Genomic DNA, 17,306 nt, shown 5'->3' on the forward strand with positions numbered 1-17,306 from the left:
CAACATACAACGACAAAATCCTATTGGCAATTTTCTCTATTTCATCAACCGTTGAATATGTAACGAAATATAGGCGATTTCTGAAGGAGGAAAGCTAATACCGTACTCTTCGTTTAAGTATTGTGCGACAGATTGAGAGCATTCGTAAGCAGTTTGATATTTTATTTTGATGAGATTCAGCATATCTTCATCAATTGGTTCAAATTCACTTCCTTGCTCGATCCGATTTAAGGCAAAACGCAAGTGCGTAATTAAACGCTGGTAATTTATACTCGATTCCTCTATTTCAATTGCCATTGTTTGTTCCACTTTTTCAATAAAGTCACGTAAGATCGTCGCTTTTGTCATAGAGTCGCTCATTGAGTGTCCACCTAATTTGGCTGTATGAATATGAAGAGCAATATGAGCAACTTCATCTAAAGGAATATCAACTCCGAGATCTCTTTTTATTTCTTCTTTAGCCCATAATCCAATTTCAAACTCCTTTTTATATAAAAGCTTAATTTCATTCGTTAGTTTGTTTTGAATCGTAAATCCTTGATCTAATCTTTCTAATGCGAAAGAAAGATGGTCCGTTAAAGCAACATGAATGTGATCATTTAATGGTTCCTTTAAATGGCCTTCCGCATAACTTATGATTTTCTCTGCAAGATTTATGTGTGCCTCAGGTAATGTAGCTAGCAACTGTTGAAACTTCTCAGATGATTGTTCGTGTAAAACAAAGATCTTTTCTATTTTATCTTTCGGAATAACGTCATTTTTTCTTTTTTGAAAAGCAATGCCATTTCCCATTACGATCTTTTCGTTTGGTCCGTCAATGACGACTACAGCATTATTGTTTAAGATTCGAAAAATACGCATACTCATCCCCCGGTCAAAATGATATTGTTTATGTTATTACATCTTACCATGAATTGAACGTCCTCCCTTCTTATAAATAGAAAGTTAAGAACTATGCCTTATACTGAAATAAAAAGCCCTTTGCCTTTAAAGCAAAACGTATTCCCGTTATAATTGATGTAAGATTGCGGGTTAAATTACAGTAAACGATCTTTATAGGGGCCAATAATATGAAAATGGAATTTGTGAAACTAAATGAAATTATAGAATTATCCAATGGCGGGCATATTTTATATGTATACGAGGATATAGAATGTTATGTAGACAACGCTGTATCCTATATCGTTAGTGGCATTGAAGAGAACCATCATCTTATTGTCATTGATAGCAAAGAGAGATACCTTCTCATAGAAGAAAGACTAAAGCACCATCTTTCTTCAGAAAAATTATCCATGGTCCATTACATAAATAATTTTGACTTTTATAGAGTGTACGGTGATTTTCACACAAATAATATTCTCCTGCATTTTCAGGAACTTATCGATCCTTTTTTTAACGATGATCTTCCGATTCGAACTTGGGCACATGTCGACTGGAAAGAGCAAAGCGATATAGACCTTAAACTAAAGGAATTTGAAGATGAAGCCGATAGCACTGTAAATGACGCTGGACTTGTATCCGTCTGTGCCTACCCAGCTAACTCAATAACAGTTTCCCTCCATATGAATATGATGCGCAATCATGAATATTTAATGACAGATAAAGAACTAATTCGTTCAAGCCTATATGAACATTCGAACAAGACAGTGATTTTCCCTTCCTTATCTGTTCAGAGCAAATTGCAATCCGAAATGGATTTATATAAACAAAAGCTAGATTTTGTTCATGTCGTCTCACATGAAGTTCGCAACCCTCTTACTGTCATTAAAGCTTATTGCTCGGTTATTATGAAGCAAGAGTCCGGTTTAAGTAAGGAGAACCTTTTAAGAATGAGGGATATACACGATTACGTTGACGTCATTGATCATGAGATGAATCACATTATTCAAACAGAACAAATGCTTTCTAAAGACTTACTATGGAAAAAAGAGATCATTGATCCACTTCCAGTTATTCGTGAAGTCATTGAATTTATGTCTATTAAAGCGCGGACACAGCATCAAATTCTTCAAGAGACAGTAAATATCAAAGGAAGCGAACAAATACTTGCTAATAAGATCGGGTTAAAGCTCGTGTTATCAAATCTTTTAAGCAATGCGATTAAATATAGTGAAGAGCGATCAGTCGTTTCTTTTTGTGTTTCCTCCTACGATAATTCATTGATCATTCAAGTCAAAGATCAGGGAATTGGTATGAGTATGGACCAAGTAAATAAGCTATTTAAAAAGTATGGAAAAGTAAATCCCGATAAAAGCGGTTCCGGAATTGGGTTATATATGGTCAAAAAACTCGTTGATCAATTTAAAGGTGACATTCATATCGATAGTCAACTTGGTAGAGGCACTGACGTCATTATAACCTTTCCATTATCGATCTAACATTCCATGTTCGGAGCGTTTATAAGAACGCTCCTTTCTCATGTAAGCACTAACTAGTTAAATAAGTAACATCACCAAAATTAGCTTTATAAAGCTTTTCAAAAATCTCGATGCCCCCAAAAAATTGCGTGTTATACGATCTATCCTCATCTACAGTCCAGGCCGTCGCTAATACCGTATGACAATAACCCCAGAGAAGAAGTCGCTCTTTGTCTAAATGAAGTTCTTCCGTAAAAATCTCTACTCGCTTTTTTATTACGTCATAAGCGTTATGAACTGGTAGCTTATTCAACATGTATTGAATAAGATCGTACTCAACCTCCCCAATTAAGCCCTTTGGGTCAATTGCCGTCCAAGTTCCATTTTCAGATGCGAGCACATTATAATGGTGAAAATCACCATGAAGGAGTTTATAAAATTTTGTCGTTTGATGTAAGTATGTAAAAATTCTGAGTGCCTGATCTAACGTTTGTTGAGAAATCGGTCCTACTCCATTTGGATTTACATAAACGAGTTGTCGCAATTGTTCTTCTCTTGATCCAGTTGTAGGAATTCTCGTATGTACAGGAGCAGGTTTCGTTATTGCCTTTATTAAATGGGCTGCGATATAGCAAGCATCCTCATCATTGTTTACTTCAGCTAAAGTATGACCAGGTGATAGCTTTTTCAATACTATAATCCCATATCTCTTATCTGAATCAATTAAAGAGACCATTCTATCATTCGCAAATAGCTGTAATGCTTCTAGCTCATTTAAAAAGCCTTCATCTGGTATGCAGATCTTCACTACTATTTCTGTTCCATCTTCCATTGTAGCTGGAGCAACGTAATTGATGGAAAGAAAATAAGGTTCTTTCAGCTTAATGGACCATTTTTGTTCACAGTATTGAATAAGCTTCGGCAACTGCTGCAACCAAGCTTCTCCTTTGGCTTTATAATACAAACGAACAGACTGAACAAAGTGCTCTTGTAATTTCATGTTGATCTTCACCTCCGTATCTTTCAATCGTCTACATGAGTCAAATACTATATTAAGACTGATAGAAAAGTAATTAACGTGGCCTCTAAGCAATGAGCGGAACCGTTGCTTTGTTTTAAAGACTGCTATGAGTGGGTTTCTCATAGCAGCCGCGCAACGTGTGGAGCCATTGCTACTTCCTCGAATCTGCTAAAAAGGACTTTTTCAGTGGCCTTCAGTTTTACCTTTTCAGTGCCTTCCTAAATAACCACTTCGGTACACCCTTTGAGAATCAATACACTTTCCAGGATTTATGCCTTATTGTACGTTTAACTATTTCAGTCCGTTACCTTTTTTCGCAGAAGATAGGTATTATTGCCCTACAATATCGCGCTTTCTATATCCGATAAATCCTATTATAACTAGAATTGCTGCAAGAGATGTCAACATAAGAACAGTTGAAACGTTCAATTCTTCTACCGGCACTTGTGGCACATGGCCAAATGGTGATAGATTCCTCATCCATTCCGGAAATTGCAGCAATCCACCTAAATATACGACTAGAAATGAATAACCTAAATACAACCAGGAAAAGCCTGTAAACTGTGGGAGTAATCCAATAAACAACACAGCTAACCCAATCATCATCCACATAGCCGGTAAATAAACCATACCTGCTTCTAACATCGCAGAAAATGAAATGGCCTCATCCATTACTGCAGTAGACGCTGACCACAACCCAAGTAAAGCAAGGAATAGCATCATAGAACCAAAAAACATTGATATAATGAAATAACTTCCCATTACTCTCATGCGAGATACCGCTCGCGATAATAAATGGTCCGTACGTTCTTTTTTCTCCTCGCCTTTTAGTTTTAACATAAACATTAAAGCTGGAACCGTACAAATCATCGAGATGACAGACATGAGTATCGCTAGAAATTGTTCCGTTAACGATAAACCCTCAACTGGTGATAACATCTCTGTCATCATTTCATTATTTGAAAAAAATGATTCTAAGTCACCAAATACAGAGCCGTAAGATAATCCTAATACATACATTCCTATCGCCCAAGCAACAATGCCCGTTCTTTGGAGTCTAAAAGCAAGACCAAATGGACTTTGTAACAAGCGTGATGCATATTTCCGACCTGGTTTAGATGGGAAAAATCCTGATTCTAAGTCGCGAATTTTATTTAAAAATAAGGTGATAATACCCACGATTATTGCAGATCCGACTGTTAAAATAATTGGCCACCAAACATTATTTACATATGCCTCTGTTTTTAAAATCCATCCTAAAGGAGAGAACCAAGAAAGTGTTTCATTGCTGACATCACCAACTGCACGAATAAGATAAGCGACTCCTAATACTATAAATGAAAATCCAATCGTCCCTCTAGAATTTTCAGACAGTTGAGCAAAAAGAGCGGTGATCGCTGTAAAGAAAATACCGGTAGCCCCTAAAGCAGCTCCGTATAAAAGGGAACCTTTTAAATCTATACTTTCAATTTGAAGACTAGCTAACCCAAAACCGATTAATAAGGCTAATAACACATTTGCACTAACCATCACAATGATAGTCGCACTCACATTTGACAGTCGTCCAACAGGGAGTGAACGTATTAACTCAATTCGACCATCTTCTTCATCTGCACGTGTATGACGTGTAACGAGTAAAGTACTCATGATTGCCACAACAATTGCTGTAAATAAAAGCATTTGATGAGCCATCATCGGGCCAGCCGTATAGTTATCTAAACCATACCCAACCCCAACCATCGCTGTCATTGCAGGGTTCCTCATTGTTTCAGCAATCGCTTGTCTTTCATGTTCAGATGAATATAAGCCTGTAAATGCCGAAGCAGTTACGATCGTAATTAATAAGAAAGAGATTAACCAAATCGGTAGACGAATACGATCACGACGGATAATGAAACTAGCCAGTGTTCCTGTTTGACTGAACAGCTGTTTCCGCATTATAATTCACCTCCCACTCCTGTTTTTGAAATGTTTCCAGTCCCTTCATAATGACGCATAAATAAATCTTCTAATGTAGGTGGTGAACTCTCTAGCTTAGTTAGCCCAAACTGACTAACATGCTGCATAACCGCATCAAGTTCTTCTGCATCAACTTGAAAGGAGAGCGCTTGATCTACTTCCTTAATATCGTGGACCCCTTTTAAGTCATATAACGTTTGAATTGGTCGTTTTGTCTCAACTAGTAGGCTTGTTCTTGTTAAATGTCGTAGCTCATCCAACGTTCCTGTTTCAATCATTTGACCTTGACGTATGATCCCTACCTTGTCGCATAACCTTTCTACTTCTGATAAAATATGACTCGAAAGTAGTACACTTTTCCCTGCAAGTTTGGCATTAATGACACAATCTTGGAACACTTTTTCCATTAATGGATCAAGACCTGAAGTCGGCTCATCTAAAATATATAAATCGGCATCAGACGCAAAAGCAGCAACTAATGCTACCTTTTGTCTGTTTCCTTTTGAATACGTTCTACACTTTTTCGATGGGTCCAAATTAAATTTTTGAATTAATTGTTCACGACGATTGTTATGTTTCACCCCACGTAATTTCATAAATAAATCAATGACTTCTCCACCCGTTAGGTTTGGCCAAAGATTAATATCACCAGGTACGTAGGCAATCCGTTTGTGAATCTCAACTGCATCTTTCCAAGCATCCTTGCCAAAAATCTGCACTTCCCCTTCAGTCGCTTTTAAAATGCCAAGCAGAATTCGAATGGTCGTTGACTTTCCAGCTCCATTTGGACCAATGAACCCATAAACTTCCCCCCTATTGACTTCTAGGTCCACACCATTAAGTGCAGTAAACTTCCCAAACCTCTTTGTTACATTCGTAGTTTTTACAATTGTCATGTCAGGTCCTCCCCCATGTATTCATCATTTTTTCTTTGCTTTATTCTTATGCGAACGTTACTACAATACTAATTTATGAAATATTTTAACTGATATAGTTCATAATATACAAAATTACACCCTATATCAAGAGTTTATGAACTATATCGTTTGTTATATTACATAATTTTTATTAAACTAATAGGGAGGTGAACGAAATGGATGGGTTTCAAAGACGCAAAGAGCAAAAGAAGCGAAATATATTAGAGGCTTCACTAGCCTTATTTATGGAATATGGCATTCAGAAGGTATCAATATCAGAAATCGCCAAACATGCCAACGTATCACAAGTGACTATTTATAACTATTTCGAAAATAAACATACATTAATTCATGAAGTATTTCTCTATTACATCGAAAAAGCTTCAAGGGATTTTGAACAAATCGTACATGATAACATTCCATTCCCCGATAAAATAAAGAAAATTATTTTTAATAAGAAAAAAATAGCGAATCAAATTCATGTGGAGTTTTACCAATACATGATGAAAGAGTACTCAGCAGAAGGTAATTATATTGAGAAGATCTATGTTGAAAAGGCGATACCTTACTTTACCCTTTTGTTTAATGAAGGAAAAGAACAGGGATACATTGACGAGAATTTATCGAATGAAGCAATTTTATTTTATATCCAAATGTTAAAAGACTACATGCAACGAGAGGATGTCCATCAGAAGATATTGCCGTTAACAGAAGATATTACGAATATATTCTTTTACGGAATCGTCGGAATGAGAAGGGACTGATGGAATCGATTGATCTAATCTACTCTTAGAGGTTTAAGGGGTTCTTAAAGATTCTCTTAAGCCTTTCTTACTGTTCTCAATTTTATTAAAGGAGTACACCTCTTTATAACTGTTTTTCACTAGGAAGGTTTCCCATTCTACAAAACGATCTACAAAGGAGCTCGAGCTCATGAGAAATAAACAAAAAAATAGTTTAAAGCCATTTATCAATCTTATTTTATCTACGAATATCCCCAAATCACCCCTAACAATTGGTTTGTTAGGTAGCCTTATTACGACGATTATCGGCCTTTCTATCCCACTTTTAACGAGAGAAATGGTCGATGGGTTTTCAGTTGGGTCTTTGAACACTTTACTCATTGTTGCCATTGGGATCGTGTTTATTGTACAAGCATTAATCGATGGCTTATCAACTTACTTACTAGCTTATGTAGGTCAGAGAATTGTTGCCAAGTTACGTGAAGCAATGTGGTTTAAATTAATTCGCCTGCCCGTGAGGTATTTTGACAAAAAGAAAAGCGGGGAGACTGTAAGCCGTGTCGTGAATGATACAGGAATTGTGAAAGATTTAATCTCACAACATTTTCCACAGTTTATTACAGGAATTATTACAATTATTGGTGCCCTTATTATCTTATTTATTATGGATTGGAAGATGACGTTATTAATGCTTATCTCCGTTCCTATTACAATACTGATCATGCTGCCTCTTGGCCGGAAAATGGCAAAAATCTCTCGAAGTTTACAAGATGAAACGGCTACTTTTACAGGAAGTATTCAACAAACATTAAGTGAAATCCGCTTAATGAAGGCTTCTAATGCTGAAACCGTAGAAGAGGCAAAAGGCGTATTTGGCATTGGAAAGTTAATGTCTTTTGGCTTAAAAGAAGCACGAATCTTTGCGATGATCGGTCCTCTTATCTATCTTATTATTATGGTTATTATCGTAATCATCATCGGGTACGGAGGAATTCGTGTTGCTGAAGGTTCGATGACTACGGGCTCTCTCGTCGCCTTTTTGCTTTACTTATTCCAAATTATTTTCCCAATTACCTCCTTCACTATGTTCTTTACGCAATTACAAAAAGCAAAAGGAGCGACAGAGCGGATCATTGAAATACTTGATCTCGATGTTGAAGAAGGTCAAGAAGGACTTGAAGTTGATATCACCAACCTCCCTATAAAGATTGGTGACGTGTCCTTTGCGTATAGCGAAGATAAACCTGTATTGAATAAGATTTCCTTTGATGTCCAACCTGGGCAAATGATTGCTTTTGCCGGACCTAGTGGTGGCGGAAAATCGACGATTTTTGGTTTACTTGAACGTTTTTATGAGCCTAATTCTGGTGATATTTTCATTGGTAATAGATCCATTAGAGATCTATCCATGAAGTCATGGCGAACTCAAATTGGCTACGTTTCACAGGATAGCCCAATGATGGCAGGCACCATCCGCGAAAATCTTTGCTACGGTTTAGAAAACGGAGATCAAATTCCGGACGCTCGCTTATGGGAAGTTGCTAAAATGGCTTATGCTGATCAGTTTATTAAGGATTTTCCTCAACAATTAAATACAGAAGTCGGTGAGCGCGGTGTGAAATTATCAGGTGGGCAACGGCAGCGTATTGCGATCGCTCGTGCCTTTTTAAGAAATCCCAAAATGCTTATGATGGATGAAGCAACAGCAAGTCTTGACAGTCAATCAGAAGGAATCGTCCAACAAGCATTAGCCCGACTCATGGAAGGACGAACGACCTTTGTCATTGCCCATCGCTTATCAACGATTGTTGGTGCTGACAGCATTATCTTTATAGAAAAAGGAGAAATTACAGGTATCGGTACTCATCAACAATTAGTTGAATCACATGCTTTGTATCGTGAATTTGCCCAGCAGCAATTAACATAGAAGAGAATAAATTAAGTAGCGAGGTGTCGCAATTGTATGCAACACCTCTCTTTTTCATTCGATCGTGTTCAACTCAAACCTCACCAAAAAGTCATGATAATGTTTAACTCTCGCCAAAGAGGGGAAAACACCCATAATTACAATAATAAGGGAGTGTTAGTCATGGCTTGGAATATGAATAATTATCCTGAATCTATGAAAAACCTTGAAGGTCCAATTAAGCAAAAAGCAATTGATGTAGCAAATCGTCTCGTTGAAGAAGGCTATGAGGAAGGAAGGTCAATCGCCATAGCCATCACCCAAGCGCAAAAGTGGGTAGGCGAACAAACGTCCCAGTATCACTTAGTCCCCCACACCAATGGTTGGGCAATCAAAAGGGCAAATGCAGAGAAAGCAAGTTATGTATTTGATACGAAAGCAAAAGCATTACAAAAAGCTCAGTCGCTTTCTAGCAATCAAGAAACTAGCTTGGTTATACACAAACAAGACGGAACAATTGAACGACAACAAAACTTTGCACATTAAGTAGTAAACTAAAATAGCATCTATCCCTTTCGTACCAACTGTTTATTCATCACAAAAGAAACCACTCTTCTCCAAGAAGTCGGAGTAAGAATGGTTTCTTTTAGATCATTCTTCATTAGATAAAGGCATCTGTTCTATCATCCGTCCTTCTCTATCTAAAATTCAATCTTTTCCAAATACAGTCCACCCGCTTCTGCTAGGCGTCCTGTTTGTATTCGTTCTTTTGCCTGTAAAATATCCGGGATCATTTCGGCTTCTATTTCACCTAATCCAACTTCTATCAACGTTCCAACCATCTTTCTTACCATATTGTATAGAAAGCCATTGCCACGTACGCGAATGTCGATAAATCCATCGTTTTCCTTCATATCTAACGAGTGGATAATACGCACCATCGATTTTTTCTTAGACTTCGCATTTGAAAATGCTGTAAAATCATGCTCCCCTAAAAAATATCGACTTGCCTCTTGCATTCGTGCAATATCCAGTTTCTCCTCAATATGCATACTGTGTTTTCGCATGAACGGATTCGTATAGTCCTCGTTCCAAATCTTATACAAATACGTCTTATCTCCTGCATTATAGCGAGCATGAAAACGGTCTGGAACAGTTGTAACCTTGGTTACACTAATATCTTGTGGCAGATATCGATTTAAATAAGCCTTAATTTCCTTTTCATTCCAGTGTTCATTAGTCTTAAAATTAGCTATTTGATTAAGTGCATGGACACCAGCATCCGTTCTACTGCATCCAATGATTTCAATCTTTTTTCCAACCATCTCAGATAATACATTTTCTATTTTTCCTTGAATTGTATTTTCATTGTTGCCGAGCCGTTGCCAGCCTTTATAGCGTCCACCATCATATTGAATGGTTAATTTATAATTGTTCATAGTTTTCTCCTTCAATTCTAATTACTCGATTGTACTCATTTTAGAACCCTAAAGGGGTAAATGGGACAGTAACTTCGATTCATCAATATATTTAAACATCACCATGCAAAATTTTTAAACCTTTAATCAAAAACGGGTCGCGGTACCTGTCCCCTTGACCCTTCTCTGAATATACCTTCTAAACCAGCTTTAATCAAATATATGTATAAAAGGTATCTTTAAACTTGCACAAATTATCTTCAAGTTACCGATATTTGTTATATTAGCAGTTCGACTATAAGATGTATTACGACCTAGAGCTTTATAGAGATTCTTTTTTGGTTGTATTTTTTCATTTTTCAAACTACCACTAGAGAGATTCCTAAAATCTAAATAAAAGAGGCCCTTAAAACAAACATAATAAATTCATCACAAAGAGGAGTCCATCACCTGAACTCCTCTTTCAAATTTTTATTTTTCCAGCTCTAACACTGCCACACACTCCACATGTGTTAAGTACCTGCGTTTACTAACAATAGTTAATAATATTACTCGGGTTACAATACTATGCTAAGTTCATCTTCAATCATTGGATTCAGTATTTTTAAACATTCAGTCAAATTCAGAAAAATTATTAGTCACAACCACTAGAAAGTTCCCATTCATGTACATATGCTCTTTCATAAATGAATACCTTATCAATCGTTCCATTAGAAACACTAACAACTGGACGGTAAGTATTCACTAATACCTCCTCCTTAAATCCATCCTCGAAATTTTGAAGCTTCAGCCATTTTTCTGGATCCTACCATATAGGCTGCTAATCGATTATCGACTTTGTGTAGATCAGCTGTATAAATAACATTGTTAAAGGCTTCTACTAATTTTGTTTTTAATTTGGTGGAAACCTCTTCTTCCGACCAATAATATCCTAAATTGTTTTGGACCCATTCAAAATAAGAGACGATTACTCCCCCTGAACTAGCTAACACATCAGGAATAAGTAACACGTTTCGTTGACTAAGAATTTGTGTTGCTTCCATTGTCGTTGGGCCATTAGCAGCCTCAACAACAATTTCCGCCTTAATACGATGGGCATTTTTAGCAGTAATTTGATTGGAAATGGCTGCAGGTACTAAGATATCACATGGAAGTTCAAGTAACTCCTGGTTGGTAATTGTATTTTTAAATAAATTAGTTACGGTTCCGAAAGAATCTCGTTTATCTAATAAATAATTTATATCTAATCCATCTTCATCATAAAGAGCTCCATAGGCATCAGAGATACCAACTACTTTTGCCCCTGACTCCATAAGAAACTTCGCTAAGTAACTCCCCGCATTTCCAAAACCCTGAATGACAACCTTCGCTTTTTTCAATTCTATATCTTTACGTTTAGCTGCTTCTTCTATGCAAATTGCCACTCCTCTTGCAGTGGCTGTTTCCCTGCCATGAGAACCACCTAAAACTAAAGGTTTTCCAGTAATAAATCCTGGTGAATCAAACTCACGTATCCGGCTGTACTCATCCATCATCCAAGCCATGACTTGTGAATTAGTAAATACATCGGGTGCTGGAATGTCCTTTGTTGGACCAACAATTTGGCTAATCGCTCTCACATAGCCTCGACTTAATCGTTCTAGTTCACCAAAGGACATTTCCCTAGGATCACAGATAATGCCGCCTTTTCCACCTCCATATGGAATACTTACAATGCCGCATTTTAAAGTCATCCAAATAGATAATGCTTTCACTTCCTCTTCTGTTACTTCTGGATGAAAGCGAACTCCTCCTTTAGTTGGTCCCACTGAGTCATTATGTTGAGAGCGGTATCCAGTAAATATTTTTACGTTACCGTTATCCATGCGAACTGGAATACGAACACTCAGCATCCTAAGTGGCTCTTTAAGCAGTTCAAAAACTTCACTCTTATACCCCAATGTATTTAAAGCTTCTTTAATAATTATTTGTGTTGACTGTAATTGATTTAGATTATTAGAATGCTGTAGATTTACTTCCCCTAACTTGTCTTCTTCTTTTATGGACAGCCTCATTTTATTCACCTCGAAAGATTACTACAAAGCTATTTTCTACTAAAATAATTCTGATTGTTTATTTTGAAAGTAAACCTCTTAATGCGAATGCCACATTTTGCGGACGTTCAGCCATACGTCTCATAAAATATCCAAACCAATCCTGTCCAAACGGTACATAGACACGCATGTTGTAACCTTTTTTTACTAATTCTAACTGTAAATCTGTCCGAAATCCGTAAAGCATCTGAAATTCAAATTGACTGTTCTGGATTTCGTTCTCTTTTACAAACGTTAGCACTTTCTCAATAATATGGTGATCATGCGTTGCGATTGCCGTATAACTTCCACTTAGTAAATGGTCTTTGATGATGTTGGAATAATTTTCATCGATTTTCACTTTGTCTTGAAAGGCTACTTCAGGCGATTCTTTATACGCACCTTTTACTAGTCTTAGAGAAATGCCTTTTAGGTTTCTAATGTCTTCTTCAGCTCTAATTAGATAAGCTTGAATAACCGTTCCAACATTGTCATAATCTTTTCTCAACTCTTTCAAAATATCTAATGTCTGCTGACAGTGTGAGGAATCCTCCATATCAATTCTTACAAAATTGTTATACTTCTTGGCAGTACCAACAATACGCCGCATATTTCCCAAACAAAACTCTTCGCTAATATCTAACCCAAGCTGTGTCATTTTAAGCGATAGATTGCAGTCAACACCTGAAGATGCCATAGCATTTAATGTCTTAATACAGTATTCCGTTGCTTCTATTGCTTCTTCCTTACTGTCTACAAACTCCCCCAAATGGTCAATTGTACACATTAATCCTTGTTTATTTAATTCTTTCACTTTAGCAATTGCACTCTCAATGTCTTTTCCCGCTACTACTTGAGATGCTCCTATTTTTAACCCCCACCTTTTTGCGGCAACATTCATTGCTTTGTTTTGCGAAAGAAACATAAAGAAGAATTTCATTGGTTGATGTAAAATCATTTTGATCCCTCCAGTATTCAGGCTAGATTTTTTCTCGCTACTCTTCTATATGCAAAATGCATGCCAATTAATTTTTTAAAGTCTTTCAAGGGTTTATAAAATTAAGCCTAGTTACCCATACACTTATGTTTACTATTACATCCACTTTAGACAACATTGTAAACGTTATCACCCTTTGGTTTTACTCAATAAAGTTTACTATTACAACAACTTTTTTAAAAAGGAGCAAAGTCATATTTGGACTTTAACCGAATACCTTTTTTAGACTATTAATCAAAACAGTCTAAAAATTTATTGAAAAAATATATACAATTTTTAGTCAATTACGTCTATAATAAATTCCAACATATACAGTCATGTAAACATTTTACAAAATCTTGATTTTGTTGGGGGGTTTTCAATTTGCAACACCAAAAGACTCTTGAAACATTAGCACTGCCATGGAAAAGCGACCTTGATAAAAATAAAATGGACGTTTACAGGCATACGACTCTTTTAACTGACATTGATCTTATCGAAGAAGGTAGAGATATTGCTATAAAAGGAGAAAATGATGAAGTTTGTGGATGGATTCCTAATTCAACATTTATGAAAGAGGTTTTTAAACAATGGAAACTGACAACAGCTTATTATAATACTTTACTTAACACGGTTGAGGCTGCTGTTACAACTGTTGATTGTAATGGAAATATCATATTTTTGAATCGTATCTCAGAAGAAATGTACGGGCTTTCATTAAATGAGGTGCATGGCCAATCTATTACAAATTTTTTTGAAAAAGAAGCGATTGTTCTAATGTCAACAATAAAAGAACGACAAGAGGTTATAAACAAATACAACCAGCCTCACCCTAATGTTCATGTATTGATTAATACATCTCCTGTCTATGTTGATAAAGAAGTCGTTGGAGGAATATCAATTGAAAGAGATATTACGGAGATGGTTAAGTTAAATGATGAGTTGGCTTCAACAACAGCCTATTTACATGATTTAGAAAGCACTACTCAAAGCCAACAGAACCTATCTCCTTTCAGCAAAATTAAAGGTAGAAGCCCTGTTTTAAAAGAGGCTATTAATCTAGCAAATAAAGTTGCCAAAACAGATGCCGCGGTCTTAATTACTGGGGACAGTGGCGTTGGAAAGGAGCTGTTTGCTGAAGGAATACATAAAGCCGGAAAACGATCTAACCACCCCTTTGTTGCCATTAACTGTGGTGCAATTCCTACCGCACTTTTTGAAAGCGAACTTTTTGGGTATGAACAAGGAGCCTTTACCGGTGCTGTAAAAGGAGGGAAAAAAGGAAAATTTGATGCTGCAAAAGGAGGTACCATTTTCCTTGACGAAGTCGGAGAAATGCCACTTGAATTACAAGTTAAGTTATTAAGAGTATTACAAGAAAAGCATTATTATCGTGTTAGTGGAAATAAAGCAATTCCAACTGACGTACGGATTATTGCTGCTACAAATCGAGATCTAGAAAAGATGATTGATGAAGGAAGTTTTCGGGAGGATTTATATTACCGTTTAAATGTCATTTCAATATCTATTCCTCCATTACGGGATCGTATCGAAGACATTCCTGAGTTAATCCAATTATTTTTAAAGGAATTCTCTCTTAAATACACGATGCAGATCCCAGAAATCGATCCAGAAGTTATGTATACCTTTCTTCAACACCCATGGCAGGGAAATATACGGCAACTTCGCAATATTATCGAACGCATTATCATTTTGGCGAGCGATAACGAAGTGATTAAGCCGCATCACCTTCCTAAGAATTTTGTGAAAGAAAATAATCCTCATACATTAAATATCCAATTCGAGGAAATACAGAAACTGAACGGTCAAAGTGAAGAAGAGATTCAATATGCATTACAAAAAACGTTTGGAAATAAGGCAGCCGCAGCGAAATTATTGGGTATTTCAAGGGCCACTTTATATAACAAACTAAAAAAGCATAATTTAAAAGGATAGAGAAGGTGAGAACGACTAGTTCCCACTTTCTTTCATTTGTGTCAATTTTCTAAATAGTTTAGACATTACCCAATACACTTTTGTCTATATTTTTGCCGTTACTATTATAGAACACCACTTATTATTATTGGCATAAAAATTGCAAGTAAAAGATAAACCCCATTATTAAGAAAACGTTATTAAACAGAAAGGAGTGTATGTTGATGGATTATAGCCTTTCATTTTCCACATGGATTTGGATCTTTATTCCATTTGTAGGAATCATCAGTTTATCTATTTTTACACTATTTTTCGAAAAGGAGTGAAGAACTGAATGAATACAGCCACTATTATTACATTTATTGTTTATTTAATCGGAATGTTAGGTATTGGTTTATGGACCTACAGAAGAACAAATACCATTTCTGATTATTTCTTAGGAGGAAGAAGTCTAAATAGTTGGGTAGCAGCAATGAGTGCACAGGCCTCGGACATGAGTGGTTGGCTACTTTTAGGTCTTCCAGGCGCTATCTATGCATCGGGCTTAAATGGAATGTGGATCGCCATCGGATTAGCGGTTGGAACATATTTAAATTGGCAGTTCGTTGCAAAACGATTACGCAAATATACTGAAGCTGTAAATTCAATTACTATACCAGACTATTTTGAAAGTAGATTCAAAGATTCGACTAAGACGTTACGTGTTATTTCTGCGGTAACGATTATTGTCTTCTTTTTATTCTACGCATCCGCCGGTATGGTTGCGGGAGCTGTCTTGTTTGAACAAGCTTTTGGTATTGACTATAACTTGGCATTATTTATAGGAGCTATCGTCATTGTTTCTTATACCTTTCTTGGCGGATTCCTAGCTGTAAGCTTAACAGATTTTGTTCAAGGAATTTTAATGTTATGTGCTTTAATATTTGTGCCTACTTTATTCATTATTTCACTCGGCGGACTAACAGGACTATGGAGTAGCATCGGACAAGTCAACGTTGACTTGCTCGATATTATGAAATCTGTTGGAATTGAAGATGGCCAATGGATAACGAACGTAACTTCATTTAGTATAATTGGAACCATTTCATTACTAGCATGGGGACTTGGATACTTTGGACAACCTCATATTCTTACTCGATTTATGAGTATTAGAAGTGTTGCTGAAATTCCAAAAGCTAGGCTTATTGCTGTCGTATGGGTTGTCCTCTCTCTTATTAGCGCAGGATTGATAGGACTCGTTGCAATCACACAATTTGATGTGCCATTAGATAATCCTGAAAGTGTTTTTATCGTACTTGTACAAACCTTATTTAATCCTTGGATTGCAGGTATCTTACTGGCCGCCATTTTAGCAGCTATTATGAGTACAATCGATTCACAATTATTAGTTTCCTCAAGTGCAGTCGCCGAAGATTTTTACAAGCAGATTTTCAGAAAGAATGCTAGTGAAAAAGAGCTTGTATGGGTCAGTCGTGGTTCTGTTATTTTCATTTCGATTCTTGCTGTCATATTAGCTAAAAGCGGGGGAAATGTATTAGAGCTTGTCTCTTATGCTTGGGCTGGGTTTGGAGCAGCATTTGGTCCAGTTATTATCCTCTCTCTTTTCTGGAGACGGATGACAAAAAATGGAGCTCTAGCTGGTATACTAACTGGTGCTTTAACCGTTATTCTATGGGGTAATATTAAAATGTTAAATAGCATAGGCTTATATGAACTTGTTCCTGGATTTATCCTAGCATGGATTGCTATTGTCATCGTTAGCCTCATTGATAAAGACCCATCCTTTGAAATTAAGGAAGAATTTAATTTAGTGGTTAACCATTCGGGTGAGCAACGACATGAACATAACAAATCTGTATGAAACAATTAAGATAGTAGATAGAAAATAGTAAAGTTGATCACTATTAATACAAAAAGGTAGACTGGCCCTGGCAACTCTCGTCCATCTACCTTTTTCTCATTCCTTCTTTTAGGTTGCGTTAAAACTTTAGTACACTTTTAA

At 36.5% G+C, this 17,306-nt stretch carries 14 protein-coding genes; 6 read left to right on the top strand and 8 right to left on the bottom strand.

Annotated features, from left to right (window positions below; translation table 11 throughout):
* Positions 1-36: 36 nt before the first annotated feature.
* Positions 37-867, bottom strand: coding sequence for a PRD domain-containing protein (locus SLH51_RS02155; RefSeq protein WP_335958750.1), 831 nt, complete (start codon positions 865-867; stop codon positions 37-39).
* Between the two features lie 203 nt (positions 868-1,070).
* On the opposite strand from SLH51_RS02155, the gene SLH51_RS02160 reads away from it, so the two are divergent.
* Positions 1,071-2,378 carry an ATP-binding protein gene (locus tag SLH51_RS02160; RefSeq protein WP_335958752.1) on the top strand — a complete coding sequence of 436 codons (1,308 nt, stop codon included), beginning with the start codon at positions 1,071-1,073 and terminating at the stop codon, positions 2,376-2,378.
* 49 nt (positions 2,379-2,427) lie between these two features.
* On the opposite strand, the gene SLH51_RS02165 is transcribed toward SLH51_RS02160, so the two are convergent.
* The 3 genes from SLH51_RS02165 to SLH51_RS02175 form a co-directional block, all read right to left on the bottom strand.
* Complete coding sequence (locus tag SLH51_RS02165; RefSeq protein ID WP_335958754.1) at positions 2,428-3,357, bottom strand: aminoglycoside phosphotransferase family protein; 930 nt, start codon at positions 3,355-3,357, stop codon at positions 2,428-2,430.
* A 351-nt stretch (positions 3,358-3,708) separates the two neighbouring features.
* Positions 3,709-5,316 (bottom strand): ABC transporter permease, encoded by a 1,608-nt coding sequence (locus SLH51_RS02170; RefSeq protein ID WP_335958756.1) that lies wholly within the window; start codon positions 5,314-5,316, stop codon positions 3,709-3,711.
* Positions 5,316-6,233, bottom strand: a complete 918-nt coding sequence (locus tag SLH51_RS02175) for an ABC transporter ATP-binding protein (RefSeq protein ID WP_335958758.1) — start codon at positions 6,231-6,233, stop codon at positions 5,316-5,318. Before SLH51_RS02175 ends, SLH51_RS02170 begins: the two co-directional genes overlap by 1 nt.
* A gap of 197 nt (positions 6,234-6,430) precedes the next feature.
* On the opposite strand from SLH51_RS02175, the gene SLH51_RS02180 reads away from it, so the two are divergent.
* The 3 genes from SLH51_RS02180 to SLH51_RS02190 all read left to right on the top strand — a co-directional run bounded on the left by SLH51_RS02180 (position 6,431) and on the right by SLH51_RS02190 (position 9,449).
* Positions 6,431-7,018 carry a TetR/AcrR family transcriptional regulator gene (locus SLH51_RS02180; protein ID WP_335958760.1) on the top strand — a complete coding sequence of 196 codons (588 nt, stop codon included), beginning with the start codon at positions 6,431-6,433 and terminating at the stop codon, positions 7,016-7,018.
* A gap of 169 nt (positions 7,019-7,187) precedes the next feature.
* A complete protein-coding gene (locus SLH51_RS02185; RefSeq protein WP_335958762.1) occupies positions 7,188-8,924 on the top strand; it encodes an ABC transporter ATP-binding protein in 1,737 nt (578 codons plus the stop codon).
* A gap of 162 nt (positions 8,925-9,086) precedes the next feature.
* Positions 9,087-9,449, top strand: coding sequence for a DUF2188 domain-containing protein (locus tag SLH51_RS02190; RefSeq protein ID WP_335958763.1), 363 nt, complete (start codon positions 9,087-9,089; stop codon positions 9,447-9,449).
* A gap of 155 nt (positions 9,450-9,604) precedes the next feature.
* Here the strand turns inward: SLH51_RS02190 and truA are convergent, their stop codons facing one another.
* From truA to SLH51_RS02205, 4 genes are all read right to left on the bottom strand, one after another.
* Positions 9,605-10,342: a tRNA pseudouridine(38-40) synthase TruA gene (gene truA, locus SLH51_RS02195; protein ID WP_335958765.1), complete on the bottom strand. Its 738-nt coding sequence runs from the start codon at positions 10,340-10,342 to the stop codon at positions 9,605-9,607.
* 613 nt (positions 10,343-10,955) lie between these two features.
* The gene (locus tag SLH51_RS24635) at positions 10,956-11,066 is read right to left on the bottom strand and encodes a biotin/lipoyl attachment domain-containing protein (protein ID WP_472779948.1); all 111 of its coding nucleotides are present in this window, start codon (positions 11,064-11,066) and stop codon (positions 10,956-10,958) included.
* A gap of 13 nt (positions 11,067-11,079) precedes the next feature.
* Positions 11,080-12,375: a Glu/Leu/Phe/Val family dehydrogenase gene (locus SLH51_RS02200; protein ID WP_335958767.1), complete on the bottom strand. Its 1,296-nt coding sequence runs from the start codon at positions 12,373-12,375 to the stop codon at positions 11,080-11,082.
* A 58-nt stretch (positions 12,376-12,433) separates the two neighbouring features.
* Complete coding sequence (locus tag SLH51_RS02205) at positions 12,434-13,351, bottom strand: proline dehydrogenase (RefSeq protein WP_335958769.1); 918 nt, start codon at positions 13,349-13,351, stop codon at positions 12,434-12,436.
* A gap of 402 nt (positions 13,352-13,753) precedes the next feature.
* Here SLH51_RS02205 and SLH51_RS02210 point away from each other — a divergent pair, with 402 nt between their 5' ends.
* Complete coding sequence (locus tag SLH51_RS02210) at positions 13,754-15,325, top strand: sigma-54 interaction domain-containing protein (RefSeq protein ID WP_335958771.1); 1,572 nt, start codon at positions 13,754-13,756, stop codon at positions 15,323-15,325.
* A gap of 313 nt (positions 15,326-15,638) precedes the next feature.
* Entirely contained in the window at positions 15,639-17,165 is a 1,527-nt protein-coding gene (gene putP, locus SLH51_RS02215) for a sodium/proline symporter PutP (RefSeq protein ID WP_335958773.1), read from the top strand.
* Positions 17,166-17,306: the final 141 nt, after the last annotated feature.

The organism is Halalkalibacter kiskunsagensis, assembly GCF_037027555.1.
In the GTDB taxonomy this organism is placed as follows: Bacteria; Bacillota; Bacilli; order Bacillales; family Bacillaceae_D; genus Halalkalibacter; species Halalkalibacter kiskunsagensis.